Annotated in this window: 21 protein-coding genes; 14 read left to right on the top strand and 7 right to left on the bottom strand. The window is 41.4% G+C overall.

The window, feature by feature from the left end; genetic code table 11:
* Positions 1-198 precede the first annotated feature (198 nt).
* The 4 genes from C4H12_RS10460 (at position 199) to C4H12_RS10445 (ending at position 4593) form a co-directional block, all read left to right on the top strand.
* A complete protein-coding gene (locus C4H12_RS10460) occupies positions 199-1323 on the top strand; it encodes a DegT/DnrJ/EryC1/StrS aminotransferase family protein (protein ID WP_106098869.1) in 1125 nt (374 codons plus the stop codon).
* 43 nt (positions 1324-1366) lie between these two features.
* Positions 1367-2335, top strand: a complete 969-nt coding sequence (locus C4H12_RS10455; RefSeq protein ID WP_106098868.1) for a glycoside hydrolase family 130 protein — start codon at positions 1367-1369, stop codon at positions 2333-2335.
* A 180-nt stretch (positions 2336-2515) separates the two neighbouring features.
* A complete protein-coding gene (locus C4H12_RS10450) occupies positions 2516-3748 on the top strand; it encodes a 3-deoxy-D-manno-octulosonic acid transferase (protein WP_106098867.1) in 1233 nt (410 codons plus the stop codon).
* Positions 3745-4593 carry a hypothetical protein gene (locus C4H12_RS10445; RefSeq protein WP_106098866.1) on the top strand — a complete coding sequence of 283 codons (849 nt, stop codon included), beginning with the start codon at positions 3745-3747 and terminating at the stop codon, positions 4591-4593. The genes C4H12_RS10450 and C4H12_RS10445 overlap by 4 nt, the downstream gene beginning before the upstream one ends.
* Positions 4594-4658: 65 nt before the next feature.
* Here the strand turns inward: C4H12_RS10445 and C4H12_RS10440 are convergent, their stop codons facing one another.
* Positions 4659-5150, bottom strand: a complete 492-nt coding sequence (locus C4H12_RS10440) for a peroxiredoxin (protein ID WP_106098865.1) — start codon at positions 5148-5150, stop codon at positions 4659-4661.
* 449 nt (positions 5151-5599) lie between these two features.
* On the opposite strand from C4H12_RS10440, the gene C4H12_RS10435 reads away from it, so the two are divergent.
* From C4H12_RS10435 to C4H12_RS10420, 4 genes are all read left to right on the top strand, one after another.
* A complete protein-coding gene (locus tag C4H12_RS10435) occupies positions 5600-6634 on the top strand; it encodes an inorganic phosphate transporter (protein ID WP_106098864.1) in 1035 nt (344 codons plus the stop codon).
* 201 nt (positions 6635-6835) lie between these two features.
* Complete coding sequence (gene gldJ / locus C4H12_RS10430) at positions 6836-8509, top strand: gliding motility lipoprotein GldJ (RefSeq protein ID WP_106098863.1); 1674 nt, start codon at positions 6836-6838, stop codon at positions 8507-8509.
* A gap of 98 nt (positions 8510-8607) precedes the next feature.
* On the top strand, positions 8608-9960 hold the full coding sequence (gene murF, locus C4H12_RS10425) for a UDP-N-acetylmuramoyl-tripeptide--D-alanyl-D-alanine ligase (RefSeq protein WP_174688431.1): 1353 nt from the start codon (positions 8608-8610) through the stop codon (positions 9958-9960).
* A gap of 161 nt (positions 9961-10121) precedes the next feature.
* Positions 10122-10757 carry a peroxiredoxin gene (locus C4H12_RS10420; protein WP_106098861.1) on the top strand — a complete coding sequence of 212 codons (636 nt, stop codon included), beginning with the start codon at positions 10122-10124 and terminating at the stop codon, positions 10755-10757.
* 161 nt (positions 10758-10918) lie between these two features.
* On the opposite strand, the gene C4H12_RS10415 is transcribed toward C4H12_RS10420, so the two are convergent.
* Entirely contained in the window at positions 10919-11737 is an 819-nt protein-coding gene (locus tag C4H12_RS10415; RefSeq protein WP_106098860.1) for a helix-turn-helix transcriptional regulator, read from the bottom strand.
* Between the two features lie 192 nt (positions 11738-11929).
* On the opposite strand from C4H12_RS10415, the gene C4H12_RS10410 reads away from it, so the two are divergent.
* Entirely contained in the window at positions 11930-12160 is a 231-nt protein-coding gene (locus C4H12_RS10410; protein WP_254424763.1) for a hypothetical protein, read from the top strand.
* 50 nt (positions 12161-12210) lie between these two features.
* Here C4H12_RS10410 and C4H12_RS10405 read toward each other — a convergent pair whose 3' ends face one another.
* Entirely contained in the window at positions 12211-12777 is a 567-nt protein-coding gene (locus C4H12_RS10405) for a 1-acyl-sn-glycerol-3-phosphate acyltransferase (protein ID WP_106098859.1), read from the bottom strand.
* A gap of 568 nt (positions 12778-13345) precedes the next feature.
* Between C4H12_RS10405 and pgmB the strand changes: the two genes are divergently transcribed.
* From pgmB to C4H12_RS10375, 5 genes are all read left to right on the top strand, one after another.
* Complete coding sequence (pgmB, locus tag C4H12_RS10400) at positions 13346-13954, top strand: beta-phosphoglucomutase (RefSeq protein WP_106098858.1); 609 nt, start codon at positions 13346-13348, stop codon at positions 13952-13954.
* A gap of 39 nt (positions 13955-13993) precedes the next feature.
* On the top strand, positions 13994-14962 hold the full coding sequence (locus tag C4H12_RS13715; protein WP_106098857.1) for a hypothetical protein: 969 nt from the start codon (positions 13994-13996) through the stop codon (positions 14960-14962).
* 445 nt (positions 14963-15407) lie between these two features.
* A complete protein-coding gene (locus tag C4H12_RS10390) occupies positions 15408-16385 on the top strand; it encodes a pyruvate dehydrogenase complex E1 component subunit beta (RefSeq protein WP_106098856.1) in 978 nt (325 codons plus the stop codon).
* Positions 16386-16698: 313 nt separating this feature from the next.
* A complete protein-coding gene (locus tag C4H12_RS10385) occupies positions 16699-17316 on the top strand; it encodes a 4'-phosphopantetheinyl transferase superfamily protein (RefSeq protein WP_106098855.1) in 618 nt (205 codons plus the stop codon).
* Positions 17317-18012: 696 nt separating this feature from the next.
* Positions 18013-20187: a DPP IV N-terminal domain-containing protein gene (locus tag C4H12_RS10375; RefSeq protein ID WP_106098854.1), complete on the top strand. Its 2175-nt coding sequence runs from the start codon at positions 18013-18015 to the stop codon at positions 20185-20187.
* Positions 20188-20253: 66 nt separating this feature from the next.
* Here the strand turns inward: C4H12_RS10375 and aspS are convergent, their stop codons facing one another.
* The 4 genes from aspS to C4H12_RS10355 form a co-directional block, all read right to left on the bottom strand.
* The gene (aspS, locus tag C4H12_RS10370; RefSeq protein WP_106098853.1) at positions 20254-22005 is read right to left on the bottom strand and encodes an aspartate--tRNA ligase; all 1752 of its coding nucleotides are present in this window, start codon (positions 22003-22005) and stop codon (positions 20254-20256) included.
* Between the two features lie 90 nt (positions 22006-22095).
* A complete protein-coding gene (gene map, locus C4H12_RS10365) occupies positions 22096-22902 on the bottom strand; it encodes a type I methionyl aminopeptidase (RefSeq protein ID WP_106098852.1) in 807 nt (268 codons plus the stop codon).
* A 71-nt stretch (positions 22903-22973) separates the two neighbouring features.
* Positions 22974-24593 carry a glucose-6-phosphate isomerase gene (pgi, locus tag C4H12_RS10360; RefSeq protein WP_106098851.1) on the bottom strand — a complete coding sequence of 540 codons (1620 nt, stop codon included), beginning with the start codon at positions 24591-24593 and terminating at the stop codon, positions 22974-22976.
* A 105-nt stretch (positions 24594-24698) separates the two neighbouring features.
* Positions 24699-25433 (bottom strand): DNA cytosine methyltransferase, encoded by a 735-nt coding sequence (locus C4H12_RS10355; RefSeq protein WP_106098850.1) that lies wholly within the window; start codon positions 25431-25433, stop codon positions 24699-24701.
* Positions 25434-25436 lie beyond the last annotated feature (3 nt).

Here is a 25436-nt window from a genome sequence, read left to right as displayed (position 1 = left end):
GGAGTTAGGAGATGGGGGATAGATGGGAGGGAATTAGGGGGGAGGAGGGAGGAGGAAGGTAAGAGGTAAGAGATAAGAGGAAAGAGGTAAGAGGGTGGTAAATTTTGGTATTTGACAAATTATTTGTACCTTTGCCGTTGGAAAAATTTAACGACTGAGGTTTAAGGACTAAGGTTGGGTAACTTAAAAAACAATCGGATGAAAAAAATACAAATGGTAGACCTACAAGGTCAGTACGAGAAAATTAGAAGAGAGGTGCAGACTTCATTTGAGGAGGTGCTAAGCACTACGGCTTTTATTAACGGTCCGCAGGTACAATCCTTTCAGAAGGAATTGGAGCAGTATCTGGGAGTGAAGCACGTTATCCCTTGCGCCAACGGTACTGATGCGTTGCAAATAGCGATGATGGGATTAGGGCTTAAAGAGGGTGATGAGGTTATTACGGCTGATTTTACCTTTGCGGCGACGGTGGAGGTGATAGCTTTGCTAAAACTTACTCCGGTGCTGGTGGATGTGTATGACGATACTTTTAATATCAACATAGAGGCGATAGAGAGGGCTATTACGCCACGTACGAAGGCTATAGTGCCGGTGCATTTGTTCGGGCAGCCAGCGAATATGGAGGCGATAATGGCTTTGGCAAAGAAACATAACCTTTATGTGATAGAAGATAATGCGCAGGCGATAGGAGCGGACTATACTTTTGCTGATGGACGCAAGCAGAAAGTGGGTACAATAGGACACGTGGGTGCGACTTCTTTCTTCCCTTCAAAAAACCTTGGTTGTTATGGAGATGGGGGAGCTATCTTCACTAATGATGATAAGCTGGCATACGTGTTGCGGGGTATTGTAAACCACGGTATGTATGTGCGTTACCATCATGATGTGGTGGGGGTGAACTCACGATTGGATTCACTACAAGCAGCGGTATTGCGTGCTAAGTTGCCGCATCTGAATGAGTATAATGCCAGCAGGCGTGAGGCTGCGCGCAAATATACGGAAGCGCTGAAAGATCACCCTCATATTATTACGCCTGTGATAGGGAAGGGGTATGATCATGTATTCCACCAATATACTTTGCGTATTACTAATGGCAAGCGCGATGAGGTGGCTAAGATATTGGGTGATAATGGGGTGCCTTTTGGTATCTATTATCCTATACCACTGCACGCCCAAAAGGCTTATACTCGTAGCTCATATAACGAAGCAGACTTTGTGGTGACAAATAGACTTGTACAAGAGGTAATCTCATTGCCTATGCATACCGAACTTGATGATGAGCAGATAGTGTTTATCACGGAGCTGGTGAGGAAGGCGGTGTAAGGAGAGTAAAAGAAATAGAATAACTAAAACTAAAATAAAAATAATGAGTCAAAAAATTCCTTGGCAAGAACGCCCTGTCGGCTGTACTGATGTAATGTGGCGTTACTCAGAAAACCCTATTATTGGGAGGTATGATATTCCTACTTCGAACAGTATTTTTAATAGTGCTGTAGTGCCTTTTAAAGATGGTTATGCAGGGGTATTTAGGTGTGATAACAAAGCCGTGCAAATGAATATTTTTGCTGGTTTCAGTAAAGATGCTATCCATTGGGAAATTAACCACGAGCCTATCGTAATGAAGGGAGGTAATACAGATTTCTTACATTCTGAATACAAATACGACCCTAGGGTTACCTTTATTGAAGACCGTTATTGGGTAACTTGGTGTAATGGGTATTGTGGACCTACCATTGGGATTGCTTATACGTTTGATTTTAAAGAGTTTTTTCAATGTGAGAATGCCTTTTTGCCTTTTAACCGCAATGGGGTACTCTTCCCTGAGAAGATAAATGGTAAATACGCAATGCTTAGTCGCCCAAGTGATAATGGGCATACGCCATTTGGTGATATTTTCATCAGCTATAGTCCTGATATGAAGTATTGGGGAGAGCATCGTTGTGTGATGAAAGTAACGCCTTTTATAGATAGTGCTTGGCAATGTACCAAAATAGGTGCAGGAGCAGTGCCTATCAAAACAAAAGACGGTTGGCTGTTATTTTATCACGGGGTAATTAATACTTGTAATGGATTCCGCTACTCAATGGGTGCTGCATTATTAGACCTGAATGACCCAAGCAAGGTGGTTGCACGTACACAGCCTTATTTATTGGCTCCTGCTACTCTTTACGAGACTACTGGTGATGTGCCTAATGTGGTATTCCCTTGTGCTGCCTTACACTCTACTGAAGAAGACAAAGTAGCCGTATATTACGGAGCTGCCGATACTGTAGTAGGTGTGGCTTTTGGACGTATTTCGGAAATAGTGAAGTTTACTAAGGAGAATTCTTTGTAGGCTTCAGACTTTTAGTAAACGGATAAAATGATAAAAGCCGCTGAGTGAATTGCTCGGCGGCTTTTTTTGGTGCAACATATAATGACGCTAAATATTAATAAATAACATTGTAATTTATTTTTTTTCACTATCTTTGCACTTAAATAAATGCAGATTTAGCACGCATAATTCGTGAGATAGATGAAATTACTTTATACTTTTTCTGTTTATATTATTAAGGCGGTATTGCCTTTGGTGGCTTTGTTCAGTAAGAAAATACGTCTGTTTGTGAATGGGCGCAAAACGGTATGGGATACTCTTACAGAGAAGTTAGACAAGCAGGCGCGCTATGTATGGTTACATGCAGCTTCATTGGGTGAGTTTGAGCAAGGATTACCTGTTGCCAAAGCCCTAAGAGCGCAGGGATATAAAGTACTTATCACTTTCTTTTCACCTTCGGGTTATGAGGTGCGCAAGCACACCCCAGATGCCGACATTGTAATATACCTTCCTCTTGACACTCCTGCCAATGCACACCGATTTGTACAGTTAGTACAGCCTGTAATGGCTATTTTTGTAAAATATGAATTCTGGGTACATTACCTTGCTGAGCTCAAAAAGGCACAAGTACCCACTTATTTGCTCTCTGGTATTTTTCGCAAGAATCAAATCTTCTTCAAGCCTTATGGTGGGCTGATGCGCTCTGCATTGCGCTGCTTTACTCACTTCTTTGTACAAAACGAACTTTCAGCACAATTACTAAATTCTTTAGGCTTTACTAATGTAACGGTAAGCGGTGATACTCGTTTTGACCGTGTAGCCGAGATATTAGAAAGAGATAACCATTTAGATTTTGTACAACAGTTTAAAGGAAACTCCCTATGTGTAGTTTTTGGAAGCTCTTGGCCTGCCGATGAGGATATCTACTTGCAGTATATCAACACCTGCAAAGAAAATGTAAAATTTATAATCGCTCCTCATAATATCAACCCTGTCGAAATAGCTGTTCTGAAAAACAACAAACAGAAATTAGACTGCAGTGTAGCCCTTTTTAGCGAGAAAGACTCCCTAAACCTCGCCGATTATGAAGTACTCATTATCGATACCATTGGCATACTCACCAAGGTCTACAGCTATGCCGATATAGCCTATGTAGGAGGTGGTATGGGTACTACAGGTTTGCACAATGTATTGGAACCAGCTGTCTTTGGCATACCAGTAATTATAGGCAAGAATTATGACAAGTTTAACGAAGCCAAAGAGTTAGTAGCCTTAGGGGGCGTATCTTCCGTAAACAGTAAGGAAACCTTTGCCAAGGTAATGAATTCCCTTATTAACTCTGAAGATGAAAGAAACAACATAGGTCGTATCAACCAACAATATATCGCTAACAAACAAGGAGCTACAAAATCCTTCCTAAATAAAGTTATATGAAAAAGATTCTTTTTATCATCATCCTTATAGCCCATAGCAGCTATGCCCAATTACACACTTATTACTATAAGCAGCAATTGCAAGGGGTCAATCCCAATTCTTGGCACAAACTAACCCTGCCTGAAAATATTTTCGGACAAATGAAAAGTGGCTATGCCGATTTGCGCATCTATGGCGTATCAGCTACCGATACTATCGAAATACCCTACCTGCTTGATAAAACCGACACCCTTACCCAAAAACAAGTCTACCCCATCTCAATCATTAATTTCAAGCAGCAAAAGCAAACCAATATCAAGGTGCAGTTGCCCTATCCCCTACGACTTTCTAAGGTCAGTGTTACTCCCAATGTTACTTATGACTACTACCGCACCCTAAATCTTGTAAAAGAGGGCAATGAGAATATTAAGCTAGATGTACTCAGCTCCAAAAAGCAGAACATCTTCACCTTCCCCACCCAGCTTGTAACCAATTTGCAAGTTATCATTATAAACAATGATAATGAGCCCTTGCCCATTGATCAAGTTGCCGTATATGTAATGCCCTATACCCTTAAAGCACGCTTTGCCAGCAGTGCCTATACCTATTACTTAGCCTATCGCAAAGCCAATGACTACCCCCCCACCTATGATATCGCCCACTTCCCCAAAGATATCCCCCAGCAGCTCACCTCCTTAACCTTTGGTCAGCCCACCCCAGTAATCGCCACTTCACAGGTAGCTACCACTACCCCTACATCCACCAATAATGATAAAGGCAGCCCTGATTTTTTATGGGCAATGATGGGTGTTATAGTAGCTATTATTTTCATAGCCGCAGCCAAGATGTTAAAATCAAAAAAATAAACCCTCAATAACAAAAAAAGCCGCTCAGCATCTGCTCAGCGGCTTTTTTTCGTATGGATAAATTCTTATTTAATATACTTAGTAAGCGTCTTCATAAGGGTCGGATGCCTAAGGTCATCACCCTGTGAAAGCAAATTCCCCTCAGGATCAATAAGGAACGGAGCCGGAATACTTGTTACACCATACGCTTGGGCAGCTTTTCCTTCGCTATCCCACACATTATGCCATACCATACCATCTATTTTTATAGCATCCTCCCAGCGCTGTTTATCACGCACTTTATCTATTGATACCGAATAGATAGTGAACCCCTTATCCTTCAATGCCTGATAAGCCTTTTTAAGATGCTTGCTCTCCTTTCGGCAAGGCATACACCACGAAGCCCAAAAATCCACCAATACATACTTCCCTTTTAAAGACGAAAGCGACAGATTTTCACCATTAGGTTGGGGCAAATGAATCTCAGGCACAGCACTATGGCGTTGTAATTGCGCAAAGGCATCACCAGTGCCAAACAAAAGCAAAGCTATAACAGCTACAAATACATTCTTTTTCATAATAAAAACAAAATTTAAACTGTCCAATCAGCCCTTCAGCCAATCAGCCCAATTCACAAACGCCATACATAACACAAAAACAATGCCATTTTTCATCATACCCCTCCCTCTCTCTCCTCCCCCCTTTTACCTCTTACCTCCTATCTTTTACCTACTTTAAACGAACCTATAACGAAGGATAAACGAACTCTAAACGAAGGATAACCACACCACCCTGATTCTCAGCCCCTCCACCCCCACACCCTCCCATTGCATAATCCATACCCAAATCCTAAAAACCACATATTATTCTGAACCTTTCTCCATTTTTTCAGCGTTTTTCTCACCCCCTCCCTCCTATCCCCTATCTCCTAACTCCTACTCCCCTATCTCTTATCTCTTACCTCATAAAATTTGTCAATTGAAAATTTCTTTGTACCTTTGCCCTCAAATTAAGAAAGAACCCATAAATGACCCCAATATACGACCAATTATTAATACCCTTTCTCATAGCTATTTCACTAGCAATAACTATGGGTGGTAGTGGTACAGCTCCCGCTTTTTCGGCAGCTTATGGGGCAAATGTCATACGCAAAACCATCATCCCCGGCCTATTCGGCATAATGGTCTTCATAGGCGCATTCGTAGCAGGCAGGAAAACAGCAGGCACTATGGGCGGAGGCATCCTCCAACCCGAGTATATGACCTTTATGATCGTATCAATAGCCCTCTTTTCCATAGCAGTAACTATGCTCATTTCCAACATAGCAGGTATCCCACAATCCACCAGCCAAGCAGCAGTACTCGCATTAGCAGCACCCGCCCTATACTTTAACCAGTTAGATACCGAAGTCCTATTCTTTGAAATCATACCCGCCTGGTTCATACTCCCCATAATAGCCTATTTCTTAAGCTATTTCTGCGGAAAATACATCTATCAGCCAATGAGAAGGCGCGGGCTCACCATACAAAGAGCTCAAAACGAAAACAAAAAACACATCTGGGACGTCCTCCTCATCGTAATGGCACTATACGTATCCTTCGCCATCGGCTCCAATAACGTAGCCAACGCAGCAGGACCCCTATACACAATGACCATCAACGAACTCCACATACGTGAGTCCGATCACATAGTAATACTAATGCTCGCCACCCTCATCGTAGCCCCCTGCTTCGGCATAGGCTCATCACTATTCGGGCACAAAATATTAAAAAATACAGGTAAAGAAATCATACTATTTGGCAAGTTCGAAGCAGTAATTATAGCCTTCATATCAGGCAGCCTGCTCCTGCTCGCATCCGTACTAAAAGGAATACCCACCTCCCTAGTACAAGTCAATGTAGCAGCCATCTTAGGAATAGGAGTCGCCAAAATGGGAACCAAAAACATCTTCCGCAAAACACAAGTAAAACGATTTTTCGCAATGTGGATGATAGCCCCCATAATATCATTCCTCCTCTCCCTACTCCTGATTTTTTTAGCCGATAAGCTACAAATGCTATAACAAAACACTTAAAGAAGTGTTAAATTTCTTTTGTTAAGAAAGAAAAATCCAAACAAAATACACCAAAAAATAGAATATCTATCTTGTTCATTTTCAAGAAAATATAAAACAAAATAAAAAAATCTAATATTAATATAGCGTTAAAGTGCTAAAAAAAGGGTGCTATATTCAAAAAAAGTAGTATCTTGCGCCCGAATTTTTATGCTAACAAGTGTTTTTACTATGAAAAGAAGTTTATTAAAAGTTCCTTTTTACTTGGCTCTTACAGGCTTATTACTCACCAGTTGCGGCGGAGGTAGTAAGTCCGATAAGAACATATCTAGTGCTACAGGTTGGAAAATCAACTCCAAAGAAGGAGGATTCCAGTACAATACAGATTTTAAAGACCAAGAAACAGGACCAGGACTTGTACTTATAGAAGGAGGAACCTTCACTATGGGGCAAGTGCAAGATAACGTGATGCACGATTGGAACAATATGCCAACTCAGCAACACGTACAGTCATTCTATATGGACGAAACCGAAGTAACCAATAAGATGTATATGGAATACCTCGATTGGTTAAAACGCGTATTCCCTCCCGATGATGAGCAGTATAAGAATATATATAAAGGTGCTCTACCTGATACCCTAGTATGGCGAAGTGAATTAAGCGCCAACGAAGCTATGGTAGCCAACTATCTACGCCACCCTGCTTTTGCCGAGTATCCCGTAGTAGGAGTGAACTGGGTACAAGCAGTACAATTTAGCGCTTGGCGTACCGACCGTGTGAACGAAGCAATCCTAGCACGCGACGGATACCTAGCCAAAGACGCTCGCTATCAAGTAGATGCAACCAGCACTTTCAGCACCGATACCTATTTGAACGCTCCATCACAAACCTACGGAGGTAAAGTACAAGGCGAAATGGGCGGAAAGAAAAGCAGTAAAGAAGGCGAAACTCAATACGCCAAACAAACTAGCGGTATCATATTGCCCGACTATCGCCTCCCTACCGAAGCCGAATGGGAATACGCAGCCAAATCATTAGGCGGAATCCGTAAATACAACTCACTACAAGGCCGTAAAAAATACCCTTGGGATAGCCAATACACACGCTACACCGAACGCAAACGCCGTGGCGAACAAATGGCTAACTTCAAACAAAATAAAGGTGATTACGGCGGATTAGCAGGTTGGTCTGAAGACCGCGGCGATATCACCGTAGCTGTTAAAACATACGCCCCTAACGATTTCGGTTTGTATGATATGGCAGGTAACGTTGCCGAGTGGGTAGCCGATGTATATCGTCCTATCATCGACGATGAAAAATCCGACTTTAACTACTTCCGTGGTAACGTATATATGAAACACGCCATAGGCGAAGATGGTAAGCAAGTAGTAGTAACCCCAGAGACTATTAAATATGACACCTTGCCAAACACCAGAATCATAGCACGTAACCTACCTGGTAACCTCGCTACCGTACCTGTTGATTCTAGCGATACCTACTTGCGTTATAACTTTACTCGCTCCGATAACCGCAGTTACCGTGATGGTGATAAAGCATCTACACGTAACTTCCGTAATCAAAACGATATGATGACCCCAGAAGCCGAGTACGCCAACTCTATGTACAACGCTCCTAAACCTAAAAAATTCGGTACCGAAATCAATGGTAAAGATTACGACACCTCTAATGACCGTACCTCTCTTATCGATGATGAAGTACGCGTATTCAAAGGAGGCTCTTGGAGAGACCGCGCTTTCTGGATCGACCCTGCACAACGCCGCTATTTACCTCAGTACATAGCTACCGACTATATAGGTTTCCGTAACGCTATGAGCCGTGTAGGTTCAAAATCAAAAGCTAATCATCGTACTCCTAAAGGGTAATATCTAAAAAATTAATATTTTGTCACAATAAAACGCTGCAATAAGTTTGCAGCGTTTTTTTTAGGAATTAAGGTTTAGCCATAATACAAAAAAACACAATAATGGAAGAACTATACCAACTATACCTCAATAGCACAGGGGTATGTACCGATACACGCACTATCAAGCAAGGGTGCATTTATTTCGCCTTAAAAGGCGCAAACTTTAACGGGAATGCTTTTGCCCAAGAAGCACTATCCAAAGGGGCTGCCTACGCCGTAATCGATGAGAAGGCTTATCAAACTTCTGATAGAATGCTATTAGTCCCCGATGTGCTCACTACCCTACAACAGCTGGCTACTCACCATAGGAGCACCCTCCAAACACTTGTAATAGGCATTACAGGTAGCAATGGCAAAACCACTACCAAAGAGCTTATACGCTCCGTATTGGCACAGCAGCTAAAGGTAGTAGCCACACAAGGGAACCTAAATAACAATATAGGGGTACCCCTTACCCTGCTTACCCTTACTCCCGATACCGATATAGCTATTGTTGAGATGGGAGCCAATCACCCAGGTGAAATAGCTTTCCTTTGTAATATAGCCCAACCCGATTATGGTTATATCACCAGCATAGGCAAGGCTCACTTGGAAGGCTTTGGCTCGTTGGAAGGGGTAATCAAAACCAAAGGCGAGCTGTATGATTATCTTAAAGCTCATAATAAAACAATTATAGCCAATGCCCAAAACCCTATTACAGAGCAGCTATTAGCAGGCTATGATAAGGTATATCGTTTTGGTACTACCCAAGAGGTAAATGTGCCTGTAAGCTGCCTTGCTACCCAGCCGGTACAGATACAGTTTTCCGATAGTGCTACACGCATTACAGAAGAGGCAGGCGGTGAACCTATTCCTTTTTTAAAGGAGACCTTTGAAGAGTTCGATACTACTACAGTAGCCACTTCGCACTTAGTAGGTAGCTATAACTTTACCAATATAGCAGCAGCAGTAGCTTTTGCCCGATATTTTAAGTTACCAGCAGCAGCTATTAAGCGCGGTATAGAAAGTTATATACCCCAAAACAACCGCAGTGAGCTAAAAACGTGGGGCAGTAATACCTTGTTATTAGACGCTTATAACGCCAACCCCAGCAGTATGGCTGCAGCTATTGATAATATGCTTACAATGCCCCATTACAAGCATAAAGTACTTATTTTAGGCGATATGTTTGAACTGGGTGATTACGCTGCTACCGAGCACCAACACATAGCCGATGAGGTAGCCAAACACCAGTGGGCAGGCGTTTACTTTATAGGGAAACAGTTTGCGCAAGTAAAAACCACTTACCCACAGTACCCATCCTTAGAGGAGTTTTTACCTGTATTTAAAGCCATAAACTTTAAGGATAGCCTAATTTTGATAAAAGGCTCCAGAGGGATGAAGCTGGAACAGTTAATAATTGAGAATTAGCAATTACTAATAACAAAAAGGGCAGCTTGGCGTTCCGCCAAGCTGCCCTTTTTGTTATAAAATAGCCTTTCTTTATTACTTTATAAATTTATTCAATTGCAGAAGTATTGTGCTTGTTACAAAACAAAGTAATTTTGCAGCCATAAAAAAGAGAATAAATTATGGCAAATGTAGGAAAACAATTCCCTAATATTGAAGTAAAAGCTATTAATGCGCTTGGGGAAAATTTAAAAATAAACATACTTTCGGAAGCAATAAACAACAAGAAAAAGGTATTGCTTTTTTGGTATCCTAAAGATTTTACCTTTGTATGCCCTACCGAGTTACATGCTTTTCAGCAAGCTTTGGCTGAGTTTGAACAGCGCAATGTAAAAGTAATAGGAGCTTCTTGCGATACTGCCGAAGTACACTTTGCTTGGTTAAGCACTCCTAAAAACCAAGGAGGTATCCAAGGGGTTACTTACCCACTATTGGCTGATAGCAACCGTAATTTAGCACGCACACTTGGCATATTGGATAGCCGTGAGGTGTATGATGAAGCTGCTGATACTTACGTTTTGGAAGGAGATGATGTAACTTTCCGTGCTACTTATCTTATTGATGAAACAGGTAAGGTATTTCACGAAAGTGTAAATGATATGCCATTAGGCCGCAATGTACAAGAATACTTACGCTTAGTAGATGCTTACACTCACGTACAACAATACGGTGAGGTATGCCCTGCGAACTGGCAAGCTGGTAAAGAAGCTATGCATGCTGACAGAAAAGGGGTAGCTGAATACTTGGCGAATCACTAATAAGAATAAGAGACTTTAAACTTAATCATTGTAATTAATTAGCTGTACTAATTAAAAGACTCAACACTAAAAGTAAAATTATTATTATTTCTTTCACTAACTAAAAACGAAAAAGCCGCAAGAATGCTCTTGCGGCTTTTTCTATTTTTATTATTCATATTTTACTTTTCACTCTTCACTTTTTGTATTTCTTCTTTAAGGTGTGCTACATCGGCTTCGAGGGCGGCTATTTTTTGGTAATTGGTAACAGGATCAAGGAACTCAAAGGAGAGGTGCATTTTGCATTCCCAGATTTCTTTTACATCTTGTAATTGTACTGATATGTGGGGGTAATCACGGTTATCGGATTTGCAGTACAGGGTGCCGTATTTATCAATGGAGTTGATAACGCGCTTCACGATAACGCCATCGAGCTGGGTTACTACTACGTGTACGCGATTGCTGGTGATGTTTTGCCAATTATCAACAAATTTGCCTACTACATAGCTACCGTCCTGAAGGGTAGGGTACATTGAGAGTCCGCTGACTTGAAAGATGCGGTAGGTGCCGTTATTCATATTGGGGAGGCTGTAGGTGGGCAGTTGCTCGATATAATTAATATCGTCATAGCCATTGAGGTATCCTGCTTGTGCGCGTACGGGTACAAGGGGGATGCGCTCATTATCGTTTTCATCAACAACTATTACTTTGGGCATTAGGTCGCGCCCTTCGATGTGTATGGGTTTGATTATTTCGACCTTGGGCACCTGTGTTATGGGGTATGAGGGTGGCTGGGGCTTGTACATTTGCCCTTTACCGGTGATGAGCCATTCTAAATTGAGGTTAGGGTATTTCTCTAATATTAGATTGAGTTTATCGACTCCTATATTTTTGGAGATGCTATTTATATAGCCGTTGGATACCTCTATGGTACGCTCGAAGGTAGCTATAGAGATATTCTCGGCTTCGATGAATTTTTTTATACGTTCTTTAACTGTCATAACCAGTGTATTATGGTGTGATGTTTCTTTTCTTAGAGATTTTCTTTCTAAAATATTTGGAAGTTAGAGAAAAACCCTATACATTTGCAGCGTTGAAGAAATACTCTAAGATTGGGCGACAAAGGTACAAAAGAAATATTAAATAGCAAGTTTTTTAGAGTTATGAACTTTGAAGTTTAAGTATAAATTAATATGATAAAAATAGAGAAAATGAAAAAGAAGCAACAACAAGAGAAGAGAAGGATGGCTGTTGCGGGTCATCATTTGCGAAAAGCTAATATGATGTTACGTGATGAAGCGGTGCTTGAGGAGTTTAATAAGCACGATGCGCGTTACATACCTATTGCTGTTATTTGGCGGGAGTTTATATATCCTAAGTTTTTTATTTCGCGACAGACGCTTTACCGGATATTTAAGCGGTAAAGAAGAGGGGTTAAAAAGAGAGAGGTAAGATTATCTTACCTCTCTTTTTTTTAGAATATTTGTGGATTCCACTGGTCGGGGTATTTGGGGGTTATGTGAGTGTAGTACTCTTGTATTTCGGTCATAATGCTTTCTAGGGGGCGGTTTTGGAGGTCAGTTATGGAGATGGATTTGCCTATGTATATTTTCTTTTCTTTAAAATCGCCGGCGCCTAACACTATGGGCACTTGGGCTGATAGGGCTATGTGATAGAAGCCCATACGCCATTTATTGACGCGAGAGCGGGTGCCTTCGGGGGTCACTACGAGGCTGAAGCTTTGTTTTTGATACAAATCGGTTACGAACTGAACGAGGTTGTTGCGCTGAGACCTATTGATGCCGATGCCTCCGAGTTTGCGTACGATGGCTCCGTACCAAGCTTTGGTATGAGCGTCTTTGATGATGATTTTGAGAGGTTTTTGTAGTTTCCAGTAGGCGAGTATTCCGAGCACGAACTCCCAGTTGGAGGTGTGAGGTGCTACGACTAAGACACATCGGTCGAGGTTATTTACATCGCCTTCAAGTTCTACTTTCCAGCCGGTTACCCATAGGGCAAATGAGGCTATCCATTTTTTCATAGTAATGAATGATAATAATTAATGGGGCAAAGGTACGAATTAATTTGCAAATAGCAAGGGGAGGGAGGGGATAGAATATAGGATATAGGAGATAGGGGGTAGGGGATAGGAGGTAGGGGGAGGAGTTAGGAGATAGGAGGTAGGGGATAGGAAGGTGAGTGAGAATTGGTAATTGCGAAAAATGGGGTGAAAAAGGGAAAAAAGTGAGAATACTGTAAGATTTTGAGGTTTTGGTTGCGGATTTGGCAATGGGAGGGAGCGGGTGTGAAAGGGCTGAGAATCAGGGAAGTGACGTCTATCCTTCGTTTATAGTTCGTTTATAGTTCGTTATAGGTTCGTTTAAAGTAGGTAAAAGATAAGAGATAAGCGATAGGAGGGTAGGAGCGGAAAAGGCTGATTATTAGGGAAGAGGAGTTAGGAGATAGGGGATAGGGAGGGAGGAGGTATTTTTTGCATTATTCGCAATTGGGGAGGGGATAGGTAGGGGGTAGGTTGAGGGTATGCTTTTTGGTCTTGTTAATTGGGAATAAAGTTGTATTTTTGCGGTCTGAAATTGGTAAAAGAAACTATGAAAGGTTATATTTTTGATTTGGATGGGGTGCTGGTAGATACTGCGAAGTACCATTATATTGCGTGGCAAACAATTGCTAAGGAATTTGATTTTGAGCTTACGCTGGCACATAATGAGTTGCTGAAGGGTATTGGGCGAGAGGTATCATTGCATAAGATTTTGGGCTGGGCAGGGAGGGAGCTGAGTGAGGCTGCTTTTCAAGATACGGCTTTGCGGAAGAATGAGTTATACTTGCAATATATTAGTGATATAGATGGTAATGAGCTGTTACCTGGGGTGTTTGAGTATCTAACAAGATTAAAGGCTGAGGGGAAACGTATTGCTTTGGGTTCGGCCAGTAGGAATGCGCGCTTGGTGCTGGAAAGGACTGGTATTTTGGATTTGTTCGACGCTATTGTAGATGGTACGATGGTGAGCAAAGCAAAGCCAGACCCTGAGGTGTTTTTAAAGGCGGCAGAGCTTTTGGGGTTAGACCCTGCTGACTGCTGTGTGTATGAGGATGCACCAGCAGGAGTGAAAGCTGCTAAAGCTGCTGGTATGCGTGTGATAGGGGTAGGCGATGCTGATGTGCTGAAAGAGGCTGATGAGGTGATAAAGGGGTTTTGAGGTAAGGGCAATACCGATTTGAACAAAGAAAAGATATAGATGTGCTGGGGTAAGGATTTTTGGGGGCTATTGGCGGTATTGGTTACTACAATAAGTGGTGCTTATGCCCAAAAGGTATATACGCGGCAAGACCTCTTTTTAAAGGGAGAGGTGGCAAGTGTGCGGGTGGTGCCTTATTCATTTAAGGGGACTGATATGTATACCCAGCAGATGCTGCGCAAAAGGTTTCATATAGATGATGCTATAGCGGTATTTTTTGACCGAGAAGGGCGTGCCTTACAACAGATATACTTTGACCATTACCAAGAACCAGTAGGTGAAATAACTATTGGTTATAAGGCTGGACAGATAGCTGAGATAAATGAATTTAACAAGGGTGATAGCCTTGTGAAGCGCTATACTTATAACTATCATAAGGGAGGAGATAGCCTTACTGTGCAGTGCTATGAGGCGGCTACGGGTAAGAGTTATTGGTGTAGGAGAAGTAGCATAGATAAAGCTGACGAGCGGGTGAAAGGCTGTGAATATAGCCCTGAGGGTAATGAAAAACAGCGTTTTTACTATAAGAGGGAGAAGGATAAGGGCTATGAGTTCTGCCAATGGACTATACAAAATATACTTTATGTGCATCATAAGTATAGTAAAGAAGATAGTGGTTTTATTACTAAATTGCAGTGTGATGGGGGTGATGAACATTATGAACTGAGGTATATTTATGACAATAATGATTTTGCAATAAAGCAAGTGGTAAAAAACCAAGGATATTATGGTGGGGAAAGTATTAATGTGTATGAACAAGAATGGTATTTGCTATATAGTTATGATGCTTATGGGAATTGGATAGAGAAGCGTTGTGTAAATGAAAAAGGGGAGATAGACCTTATAGTGAAACGTGAAATTACTTATTACAGTAGTAGGTTATGGTATGTATTGCCTACAGTTTTGGTATTGATAGGAGTTGTGGGAGGTATGTTTTGGCGTTTTTGGCGTAAAAATAGGATAAAGTAATATGATTTATAAATAGCTGATTATGAGACGTAAAGAAAAGTGCAGTGTGTTAATTTTTTGTTAAACAGTAGAATTCTTTTGGTGTTTCAAAAAAACGTTGTACCTTTGCAGCGCAATGAGGGTGGTAGCTCATTGTAAAACTTCAAATAATAGTTTTCATAATTTAAAGTTTTGGTTGGTTAATGGAAAAGTCCGATAATTTATTTATCGGGCTTTTTTTTATTGTTATTTTATAGGGATAAAAGGTTTGGGGATTAGAGGAGAGTGTGGTAATTGGTATGAATGATTTGGTATAGTAGTAAAGAAGCTAATAATCAGTTGGTTATATAATAAGTGTGAAAATAAAAGTAATAAATTTGTATTACATTCATTTTTTTTTACTACTTTTGTACTTTCAAAAAAAGAAATATAGTTATATACATTACTTTATAATTCAAAATATAAAATGAGAACGATACAATTTAGAGAAGCCATTTGTGAGGCTATGAGCGAAGAGATGCGTCGCGATGAATCTATTTACTTAATGGGTGAAGAAGTAGCCGAATACAACGGTGCTTATAAGGCATCGAAAGGGATGTTGGACGAATTTGGTCCAAAACGTATTTTGGATACTCCTATTGCAGAGACTGGATTTGCGGGTATTTCGGTAGGAGCAGCTATGAATGGTAACCGCCCTATAGTTGAATTTATGACTTTCAACTTTTCGTTGGTAGCGATAGACCAGATTATAAATAATGCAGCTAAGATGCGCCAAATGTCGGGAGGGCAGATTAATATTCCGATAGTATTTAGAGGTCCATCGGCATCGGCAGGACAGCTGGCTGCTACACACTCACAAGCTTTTGAGAATTGGTATGCTAACTGCCCAGGGCTTAAGGTAGTAGTGCCTTCAAACCCATACGATGCGAAAGGGTTATTAAAATCGGCTATTAGAGATAATGACCCAGTTATCTTTATGGAATCGGAACATATGTATGGTGATAAAGGTGAAGTGCCTGAAGAGGAGTATACTATTCCGCTTGGAGTAGCGGATATTAAACGCGCTGGTACTGATGTTACTATCGTATCATGGGGTAAAATTATTAAGGAAGCTTATAAAGCGGCTGATATATTGGCTCAGGAGGGTATAGAGTGTGAGATTATTGACTTGCGCACTATTCGTCCGATGGATTCGGAAGCTATCTTCACTTCGGTAAAGAAAACTAATAGATTGGTAATATTGGAAGAGGCTTGGCCTTTTAGTAGTGTTTCTTCGGAAATTACTTACCAAGTACAAGAGCATATTTTTGATTATCTTGATGCGCCTGTACAACGTATTACTACTGCAGATGTTCCTGCTCCTTTCTCATCAGAATTGCTTAAAGAATGGTTACCTAATGCTGATGATGTAGTGAAGGCAGTGAAGAAGGTTATGTACAAATAATTAGAAAAATAACATAGCATATTATATTTTTAGTCTTCACAGAGAATGCTCTCTGTGAAGACTTTTTTTGTGCCTTTTTGTTAAGGTTGTGTTAAACCTTGATTTTTCTGTGTTAAAGTAAAAAAGTGGTGTATTAATAATTTTTAACAGCTATATAAAAGTTAACTTCTTAATATATGAGTAATTATTTTCATAACAAGTGGTTTTATTAACAAAGAAATTATGTTAATAAGAATAAAAGATGATAAACTCACTTGTTTTAACAGAAAAAAGTTTATACCTTTGCACAAGATGAAAGAAATATTTTATAATTATGCCGTTACTAGAAACATTTGATACAGATGCTAAGACAAAATTGTTCATTTGGAATGTGGATGAGTCGCTGGGAGTTTTGGAAGGGGAAGTGGATTTATCGATAGAAGAGCAAGGATTGTATGAGGCTATCCATAATGAGAGAGGAAAGAAGAATTTTTTGGCGACCCGCTTGTTGTTGAAACAGTTGGGTTATGCACCGAGTGCGTTGTATTATGACGCTAATGGGAAGCCTTTTTTGGCAGATGGTAAGCATATTTCGATAAGCCATTCATTTGATAAGGTGGCTGTGATCATAAGCAGCAATAAGGGTGTGGGTGTTGATATTGAAAAGAAGCGTGATAAGATTATGAATATAGCGTATAAATTCACGCAGTGGAACTATCATACGACTACTTTTTCGTACGAGAATATTATCCAGAAGCTTATAATGATTTGGTGTGCTAAGGAGGTGGGGTTTAAGGCTCATGGGAATCCGGATATTACGCTGAATGATATTAAGGTGCGTGATTTCTTCCCTAATGATACTTATACTGAAATTAAGGTTGAAGCTGCTACTTATAAGGTGTTTTTTAAGTGTATTGAAGATTTTGTACTGGCTTATTGCCATCATAAGTGAATAATAAAAGGAAATTTAAAAGCAAAAAGAGCTGTCACGATTGTGATGGCTCTTTTTTTTAGGGGTTAGGAGTTAGGAGATAGGGGATAGGGGGGAGGAGTTAGGAGATAGGAGAGAGAGAGGGTAGGGGGAGTTGGGGGATAGGAGAGATGGTGTAGGGGGTAGGAGGAGTTAGGAGATAGGGGATAGGGGTTAGGGGATAGGGGTTAGAGTATAGGAGATAGGGGATAGGAAAGAGAGTGAGGATTGGTGATTGAGAAAAATAGGGGGAAAAGGGGAAAAGGGTAAGAAAAATGTGATGTTTTTAGGATTTGGTTGCGGATTGTGCAAAATGAAGGTTTGGGGACGGAAGGGTTGATTATCAGGGGTGTAACGCTTATAGTTCGTTTACAGTTCGTTTATCCTTCGTTATAGGTTCGTTTAAAGTAGGTAAAAGGTAAGAGGTATGAGGGAAGAGGGTGGGGATGTAATGGGTTGATTATTAAGGAAGAGGAGTTAGGAGATAGGGGGTAGGGAGGGGGGAGGTGATTTTTGCATTATTGGCAATGAAGGGGAAAGAGGGTAGGAGGTAGGGGATAGGTAAGAAGGAAGAGGTAGGTGGTAGGTGGGGTGTAGTTTTGGGGGTGAGTATTTGGTAATATCAGTAAAAAGTTATACTTTTGCGTCGTTTTATATTATTGACAATTAACCTTAGTTATGAAAAGAATCATTATGACTGTATGGGTGGCTTTGGTTACCCTTAGCGCACTGGCTCAGGAGCGCAAATTGACTATTGAAGAGGCGGTATTTTATGCTGCACAAGATGCTTCGCAGCCGAGAGGTTATGTGCCGTTGTACCCTGAGGGGCTTCAGGGGTTACAATGGGTGAAGGGTGCTGATCTTTATCTTTACCAGAGTGAAGGGGTGTATGGATTGTACAACCTGAAGGGTGAGAAGGTGGGGAGCATTGGTAAGGATTTGGGTACTGCTTTCCCGTTTTTGGCTGATTTTATAGATAAGTATAAGCAGATGCCTCCGCTGGGATATATTGATAATGAGGAGGCGGTATTTTCGCTTTGGGGTAAATATTATTGTTATAATTATAAGACCCAAAAGGCGGTAGCTACAATTAGTGTTCCGGAGAATGCGGAAAATGAGGAGTACAATCCGGTGAGCAGGACGGTGGCTTATACGCTTGATAATAATCTTTATTTGGCTACTGCTGAGGCTGAAAAGATAGCTGTTACGGCTATTGAGGATGAGAATATAGTTTCGGGTAGGGCTATAAATAGGAATGAATTTGGCATAAATAAAGGGACTTTCTTTTCGCCCAAGGGTAATTTTTTGGCTTTCTACCAAAAGGATGAGACTATGGTGACTGATTACCCGTTGGTGGATATTACCACTACGCCTGCGAGTTTGACTAATATTAAGTACCCGATGGCGGGGCAGCATAGTGAGCGTGCAGCTGTGGGTGTTTATAATTTGAAGACTAAGGGGCTTAGTTATTTAGATATCGACACGAGTGATGAGCATTTTCTGACTAATTTGGCTTGGAGTCCTGATGAGAGATATATTTTATTGGCGGAGTTAAATAGGGCTCAGAATCATTTTGCGGTGAACATTTATGAGGTGGCTACAGGGAAGAAGGTGCGTACGATATTTGAGGAGAGTAATGATAAGTGGGTAGAGCCTGAAAGTCCTGTGGTGTTTTTGCCTAATAAAACGGATGAGTTTTTGTGGCTTAGCGAGCGTGATGGTTTTATGAATGTGTATCATTATAACTTGGCTGGTAAACTTATTAAGCAGGTTACTAACTTTAAATGGGTAGTACAGGAGATTATTGGTTTTGATGCTAAAGGGCAATATGTGTTTGTAGTGGGTACGAGTCCTGACCCACGTGAGAAGCATTGTTATAGGATTGATCTTAAAAACCCTAAGAAAGTAACGAAGATTACGGAAGAAGCGGGTACGCATAAGGTGCAGCTTAGTAGTGATGGTAGGTACTTGCTAAGTGATTATTCAAGTATAAATGTTCCTAAAAACATTGACCTTATAAGTACTGAAAAGGGTACTAAGAAGCGTTTGCATACGGCTAAAAATCCTTTGGAGGGGTTTGCTGTAGGTACTACTGAATTTGTGACGCTTAAGGCGGATGATGGTACGCCTCTTTATGGTAAAATGCATAAGCCTAAGAGTTTTGACCCTAATAAGAAGTACCCTGTATTGATATATGTGTATGGTGGGCCTCACGCACAAGAGGTGACTAATAGTTGGGGTACGAGTTCGTATCTGTGGGAAAAGGTATTTGCTGAAAATGACCAGTATATTGTATTTACCTTGGATAATAGGGGTAGTGCGAACAGAGGCTTTGCCTTTGAGAGTGTGATACACCGCCATTTGGGAGATAATGAGATTGCTGACCAGCTGAAAGGGGTGGAATACTTAAAGAGCTTGCCTTATATTGATGGAAATAGAATAGCAGTGCACGGTTGGAGCTTTGGAGGATTTATGACTTCAAGTTTGGTAACGAGACATCCTGAGGTATTTCGGACAGGGGTTGCAGGAGGTGCTGTAACAGACTGGAAATACTATGAGGTGATGTATGGTGAGCGCTATATGGATACTCCTAAAGAAAATCCTGAGGGTTATGAGAATAGTAGGGTAGGGAAGTACTTAAAAGGACTTAAACGCCCTTTGCTTTTTATTCACGGTAGTGTAGATGATGTAGTAGTGCCACAACACTTGATGAGTATTACTAAGGAATCGATTACTAATAAGGATTTTATAGAAATTTTTATTTATCCTATGCATGCTCATGGGGTACGAGGTGTTGATAATGTGAATCTTACCTTGCGTATTTTAGACTATATTAAGAAGCATAACCAATAAGATAAAGGTATAAAAAAAATAGGCTGCTAAGCAAATTGCTTAGCAGCCTATTTTTATTGTTATTAGTTAATTAGTTTTTAATTGGATAGAAAGTTCTTTGAGTTGTGCCTCATCGATAGGGGAGGGGGCATCAATCATCACATCGCGACCGCTGTTGTTTTTAGGGAAAGCGATAAAGTCGCGTATGGTTTCTTGTCCGCCGAGCAGTGCTACCAATCGGTCGAAGCCAAAAGCTAAACCACCGTGAGGAGGAGCGCCGTATTTGAAAGCGTTCATCAAGAAGCCAAATTGTGCTTGCGCTTGCTCTGGGGTAAAGCCTAATAGCTGGAACATCTTAGCTTGTAACTCTTGGTTGAAGATACGTATAGAGCCACCGCCTACTTCGTTACCATTGAGCACGAGGTCGTAAGCATTGGCGCGTACGACACCAGGGTTGCTGTCGAGTAACGGAATATCCTCAGGTTTAGGGGAGGTGAAAGGGTGGTGCATCGCAAAGAAGCGTTCTTCCTCTTCGCTCCACTCCAAAAGAGGGAAATCTACGACCCAAAGTGGGGCATACTCATCGGGTTTGCGCAAGCCGAGGCGCTCAGCGAGTTCCATACGGAGGGCGCTGAGTTGAGCACGTACTTTGTTTGCCTTGCCTGAGAGAATACAGATAAGGTCGCCTGCTTTGGCGCCAGTGCGCTCTGCCCACGCTTTGAGGTCGTCCTCGTTATAGAATTTGTCTACTGATGATTTGAAGCTACCGTCTTCATTACATTTTACATATACCATTCCGGAAGCGCCTACTTGTGGGCGTTTTACCCATTCTACCAAAGCATCAATCTCTTTGCGGGTGTAGCTGTTGGCACCAGGTACGGCAATCCCTACTACTAATTCGGCTTCGTTGAACACCTTGAAATCGCGGTGTTGAGCGAGATCGTTGAGTTCGCCGAATTTCATACCAAAACGGATATCGGGTTTGTCGTTGCCGTAAGTTTTCATCGCCTCGGCATAGGTCATACGAGGGAAAGCCCCAAAGTCTAAGCCTTTGAGTTCTTTGAGGAGGTGTTTTGCCAAGCCTTCAAAAGTACTGATAACGTCCTCTTGTTCTACAAACGACATTTCGCAGTCTATTTGGGTAAACTCCGGCTGACGGTCGGCGCGGAGGTCTTCATCACGGAAGCATTTTACGATTTGGAAATACTTGTCTAATCCGCCTACCATTAGCAATTGCTTAAAGGTCTGTGGTGATTGAGGGAGTGCGTAGAACTCACCTGGGTTCATACGGCTGGGCACCACAAAATCGCGTGCGCCTTCGGGTGTTGATTTGATAAGCACAGGGGTTTCTACCTCTATAAAGCCTTGTTTGGATAGGTAGTTGCGCACCATTATCCCCACTTTGTGGCGGAAAATAAGGTTATCGCGTACAGGGGTACGACGTATATCGAGATAGCGGTACTTCATACGGAGGTCTTCACCGCCATCGGTATTATCTTCAATGGTAAAAGGAGGAAGTTCGGAATGGTTGAGCAGGGCCAGCGCTGTAACGAGTATTTCTACTTCTCCTGTAGGGATATTTGTATTGGCAGCCTCACGTTTGATCACAGTACCTTGAATTTGAATCACGTCCTCGCGTGAGAGGGTTTTAGCCTGCTCGAAGACATTTTTATCAGTGCGTTCTTCGTCAAAAATAAGTTGGGTGATGCCATAGCGGTCGCGTAGGTCTACCCAAATCATAAATCCCTTGTTGCGGACGCGTTGCACCCATCCGCTGAGGGTTACTTGTTGTTTTTCGTGTGAGAGTCGTAGCTCTCCACAAGTATGCGTTCTGTACATTTATTTGTTGTTAGTTATAAGGTTTGTTTTTGAGTTAGTGATTCTTTTTCAATTCTGAGCCTAATATAAAAGAGACTTTTTCAAAATTTATTAATTAAGCAAAAATTCTTCTTCCTCATTACTTTCAATGCCTAAGGCTTCGTATATATACTTGAAAGTGGACAGCAATTTAGGGTTGCCATCGATGAGGGCTACATCGTGTTCAAAGTGGGCGGAAGGCTTGCCGTCGGCAGTGAGGATTGTCCAACCGTCTTTGAGTTGGCGTATGCTCTTGGTACCCATATTAATCATAGGCTCTATGGCAACTACCATTCCGTCTTTAAATTTTTTACCTGTACCGCGTTTGCCATAGTTAGGCATCTCGGGGTCTTCGTGCATTTTGCGTCCGACGCCGTGCCCAACGAGTTCGCGCACTACTCCATAGCCGTGTGCCTCACAGTGTTGTTGTATAGCGTGTCCTACATCGCCTACTCGGTTACCCGCACGAAACTGACGGATACCTATGTATAGCGATTCTTTGGTTACGCGCAAGAGTTCTTTTACTTCGGGGGCTACTTCGCCTACTTCAAAAGTATAAGCGTGGTCGCCGTAGTAACCATTTTTCAGTGCTCCACAATCTATTGAGATGATGTCGCCTTCTTGTAACGGACGGTCGTTAGGAATACCGTGTACTACTTGCGCATTAGGGCTCATACAAAGGGTATTAGGGAAGCCATACAAACCCAAAAACCCTGGGATAGCCCCTTGACTGCGGATATACTCTTCGGCGATTTTATCTAAATATAGGGTGGTTACCCCTGGTTTTACTTCTTTTGCTAATATACCCAAAGTGCGTGATACCACTTGGGCAGCTTGGTGTAGTAGTTCTATTTCTTCGGCTGTTCTAATGTGAATCATTTTCAGGTGTTAGGTGTTAGGGGTCAGGTTTCAGGGGTCATACTTAACACCTGAAACCTGATATCTGAAACCTATTTTTTGAATTGTTTTAATAAATTGGTAGTGGAGCTGTCGTGAGCAGAGAGTTCGGTAGCAGCAATGTCTTTAAGAATTTTATTTGCCAACTGTTTACCGAGCTCTACACCCCATTGGTCATAACTATAGATATTCCAAATCACACCTTCTACAAATATCTTATGCTCATACATAGCGATAAGGCTACCCAAACTTTCAGGGGTGAGTTTATCGATAAGGAAAGAAGTTGTAGGGCGGTTACCAGTAAACACTTTGAAAGGCACTAAGGCTTCGTTTACCTTGTCACCCATTTCTTTGCGCACTTCAGCTTCAGTTTTACCTTTTAAAAGAGCTTCGGTTTGAGCAAAGAAGTTAGCCATTAGCTTGTTGTGGTGGTCGGTATTGCCGTGCAATGAGTGTTTAAAGCCAATGAAATCAGTAGGTATCAATTTAGTACCTTGGTGGATGAGCTGGAAGAACGCGTGTTGAGAGTTGGTTCCCGGTTCACCCCAGATAATTACCCCAGTTTGATAAGGGATAGGGTTGCCATCACGATCGGTTTGTTTACCGTTACTTTCCATTATACCTTGTTGTAGATAAGCTGCCAAGCGGTGCAAATACTGAGTATAAGGAATGATCGCTTGACTTTCGGCTCCGTAGAAATTGTTGTACCATACACTAAGTAAAGCCAATACTACCGGAATGTTCTCACCGAAAGCAGCAGTGCGGAAATGCTCGTCCATAGCGTGCGCTCCTTTGAGCAACTTATCAAAATTGTCATAACCTACTGATAAGGCAATGCTCAAGCCTACAGCACTCCACAATGAGAAGCGTCCGCCTACCCAGTCCCACATAGGGAATACATTATCAGGGTCGATACCAAATTTGTCTATCTCTTGCAAGTTAGTCGATACCGCTACAAAGTGTTTAGCAATATCTTTTTCAGAACCTGATTTGAGGAACCATTCTTTTACAGTAAGTGCGTTCGAAAGGGTTTCAAGTGTTGTAAAAGTCTTAGATACAATCACTATCAAGGTAGTTTCAGGGTTGAGGTGCTTGATAGTTTCGAGCACGTGGTCGCCATCTACATTGCTGATGAAATGTACGTTGAGGTGATTCTTATAGAATTTAAGCGCTTCGGTTACCATTGCCGGACCGAGGTCAGACCCCCCGATACCAATATTCACCACATCGGTAAAGGCTTTACCGGTATAACCTTTGCGCTTACCACTGATTACTTCTTCGCTGAACTGTTTGATTTTGTGTTTTACAGCCGCTACTTCGGGCATTACATTCTTGCCATCTACGCTTACTACGCTGTTTTCGGGAGCGCGAAGGGCAGTGTGCAATACAGCGCGCTTTTCTGTATTGTTGATAAGGTCTCCACCGAAGTATTTCCCGATAGCATCCTTTAAACCACATTCCTCAGCAAGTTGCACAAGGAGTTTAAGAGTTTGTTCGTCTATGCGGTTTTTAGAATAATCTACATAGAAGTCTTGCCATTTAATGGCAAATCTTTCACCGCGAGCAGGGTCTTTCTCAAATAAAGAAAGTGTATGGCGGTCTTTTACTTCACTAAAATGTTTTTCCAATGCTTTCCACGCATTGGTTTGTGTCGGATTACTATTTTTTAACATTTCAAATATAATTATATTAGTTGTTAGTTATCAGTTATTAATTATAAATTGTGTTTCAGAGTGCAAAGGTATAAAATAATCGCAAAACACGAAAAATAACTTGCCTTAATGAAACACTCTTTCTATGGCTTCTTTTATTCTTTTTATTAATGCCAAATTAGGACTTTTAACAGCTTGGGTGTATAATTGGGTATCGCTTACCTTTGGCAGAACATATCTTTTTGAATAACCCTGAAAGTTGAAAATCTCTCGGGGGGTAAGCCTACGTATGCCAAAATCATCTCGCACAAAAGTATTTTTTATAGCACTCATTTGTAGGGGTACACTACTATTAGGCTGCAAGGCGCATACTTTTGATGATTTTATTTGGTAAAGAGTATCTTTACTCTTCATTTCTCTCATCAATTCTATTGAAAAAGCCGAACTAAGTTCTACATAATAGCAATCCCATTGCTTCCCTTTCTCCAAAAAATCATTAATAGTACGGCTTATCGGCATTCTTTCAGGAAACCGAAACCCTTCTTGCTGTCTCACTCTCATCTTGTCTAAGGCAACAATAAAAACCGATTCTTTATCCATCGGTATATCAGCATACTCCTTAGGGCTCATCAGCTGGTAATAGGCGTAATAATTTTTATCTTCACAAAAGGAAAGTAACTCCTTTAAGGTCTTTCCCTTTGTATCGGTCAAAAGCCCTTTCTTACCTTCAAGCAGCATCGCTTTAGGGCGTGATGCCAATAACTCAAACTCATTTAGGAGCGCTTCTATACCGAAGATTTTATAGCCTGCTATTTCCTCCTCTTCCAATAAGTCAATATATCTAAATTCAGTAGGCTTCATAAT

It is taken from the genome of Capnocytophaga sp. oral taxon 878 (genome assembly GCF_002999135.1).
GTDB lineage: Bacteria > Bacteroidota > Bacteroidia > Flavobacteriales > Flavobacteriaceae > Capnocytophaga.
The sequence above is the reverse complement of the archived record's forward strand: the minus strand, read 5'-3'. Positions and strand labels throughout refer to the sequence as shown.

Bases quoted from the DNA above. Each gene is read 5' to 3' on its own strand.
- gldJ (WP_106098863.1), top strand. From the start codon at position 6,836: ATGCTAACAAGTGTTTTTACTATGAAAAGAAGTTTATTAAAAGTTCCT.
- C4H12_RS10460 (WP_106098869.1), top strand. From the start codon at position 199: ATGAAAAAAATACAAATGGTAGACCTACAAGGTCAGTACGAGAAAATT.
- C4H12_RS10415 (WP_106098860.1), bottom strand. From the start codon at position 11,737: ATGACAGTTAAAGAACGTATAAAAAAATTCATCGAAGCCGAGAATATC.
- C4H12_RS10455 (WP_106098868.1), top strand. From the start codon at position 1,367: ATGAGTCAAAAAATTCCTTGGCAAGAACGCCCTGTCGGCTGTACTGAT.
- map (WP_106098852.1), bottom strand. From the start codon at position 22,902: ATGATTCACATTAGAACAGCCGAAGAAATAGAACTACTACACCAAGCT.
- C4H12_RS10385 (WP_106098855.1), top strand. From the start codon at position 16,699: ATGCCGTTACTAGAAACATTTGATACAGATGCTAAGACAAAATTGTTC.
- C4H12_RS10390 (WP_106098856.1), top strand. From the start codon at position 15,408: ATGAGAACGATACAATTTAGAGAAGCCATTTGTGAGGCTATGAGCGAA.
- C4H12_RS10450 (WP_106098867.1), top strand. From the start codon at position 2,516: ATGAAATTACTTTATACTTTTTCTGTTTATATTATTAAGGCGGTATTG.
- aspS (WP_106098853.1), bottom strand. From the start codon at position 22,005: ATGTACAGAACGCATACTTGTGGAGAGCTACGACTCTCACACGAAAAA.
- C4H12_RS10405 (WP_106098859.1), bottom strand. From the start codon at position 12,777: ATGAAAAAATGGATAGCCTCATTTGCCCTATGGGTAACCGGCTGGAAA.
- C4H12_RS10420 (WP_106098861.1), top strand. From the start codon at position 10,122: ATGGCAAATGTAGGAAAACAATTCCCTAATATTGAAGTAAAAGCTATT.
- pgmB (WP_106098858.1), top strand. From the start codon at position 13,346: ATGAAAGGTTATATTTTTGATTTGGATGGGGTGCTGGTAGATACTGCG.
- C4H12_RS10435 (WP_106098864.1), top strand. From the start codon at position 5,600: ATGACCCCAATATACGACCAATTATTAATACCCTTTCTCATAGCTATT.
- C4H12_RS13715 (WP_106098857.1), top strand. From the start codon at position 13,994: ATGTGCTGGGGTAAGGATTTTTGGGGGCTATTGGCGGTATTGGTTACT.
- C4H12_RS10355 (WP_106098850.1), bottom strand. From the start codon at position 25,433: ATGAAGCCTACTGAATTTAGATATATTGACTTATTGGAAGAGGAGGAA.
- pgi (WP_106098851.1), bottom strand. From the start codon at position 24,593: ATGTTAAAAAATAGTAATCCGACACAAACCAATGCGTGGAAAGCATTG.
- C4H12_RS10440 (WP_106098865.1), bottom strand. From the start codon at position 5,150: ATGAAAAAGAATGTATTTGTAGCTGTTATAGCTTTGCTTTTGTTTGGC.
- C4H12_RS10410 (WP_254424763.1), top strand. From the start codon at position 11,930: ATGATAAAAATAGAGAAAATGAAAAAGAAGCAACAACAAGAGAAGAGA.
- C4H12_RS10375 (WP_106098854.1), top strand. From the start codon at position 18,013: ATGAAAAGAATCATTATGACTGTATGGGTGGCTTTGGTTACCCTTAGC.
- C4H12_RS10445 (WP_106098866.1), top strand. From the start codon at position 3,745: ATGAAAAAGATTCTTTTTATCATCATCCTTATAGCCCATAGCAGCTAT.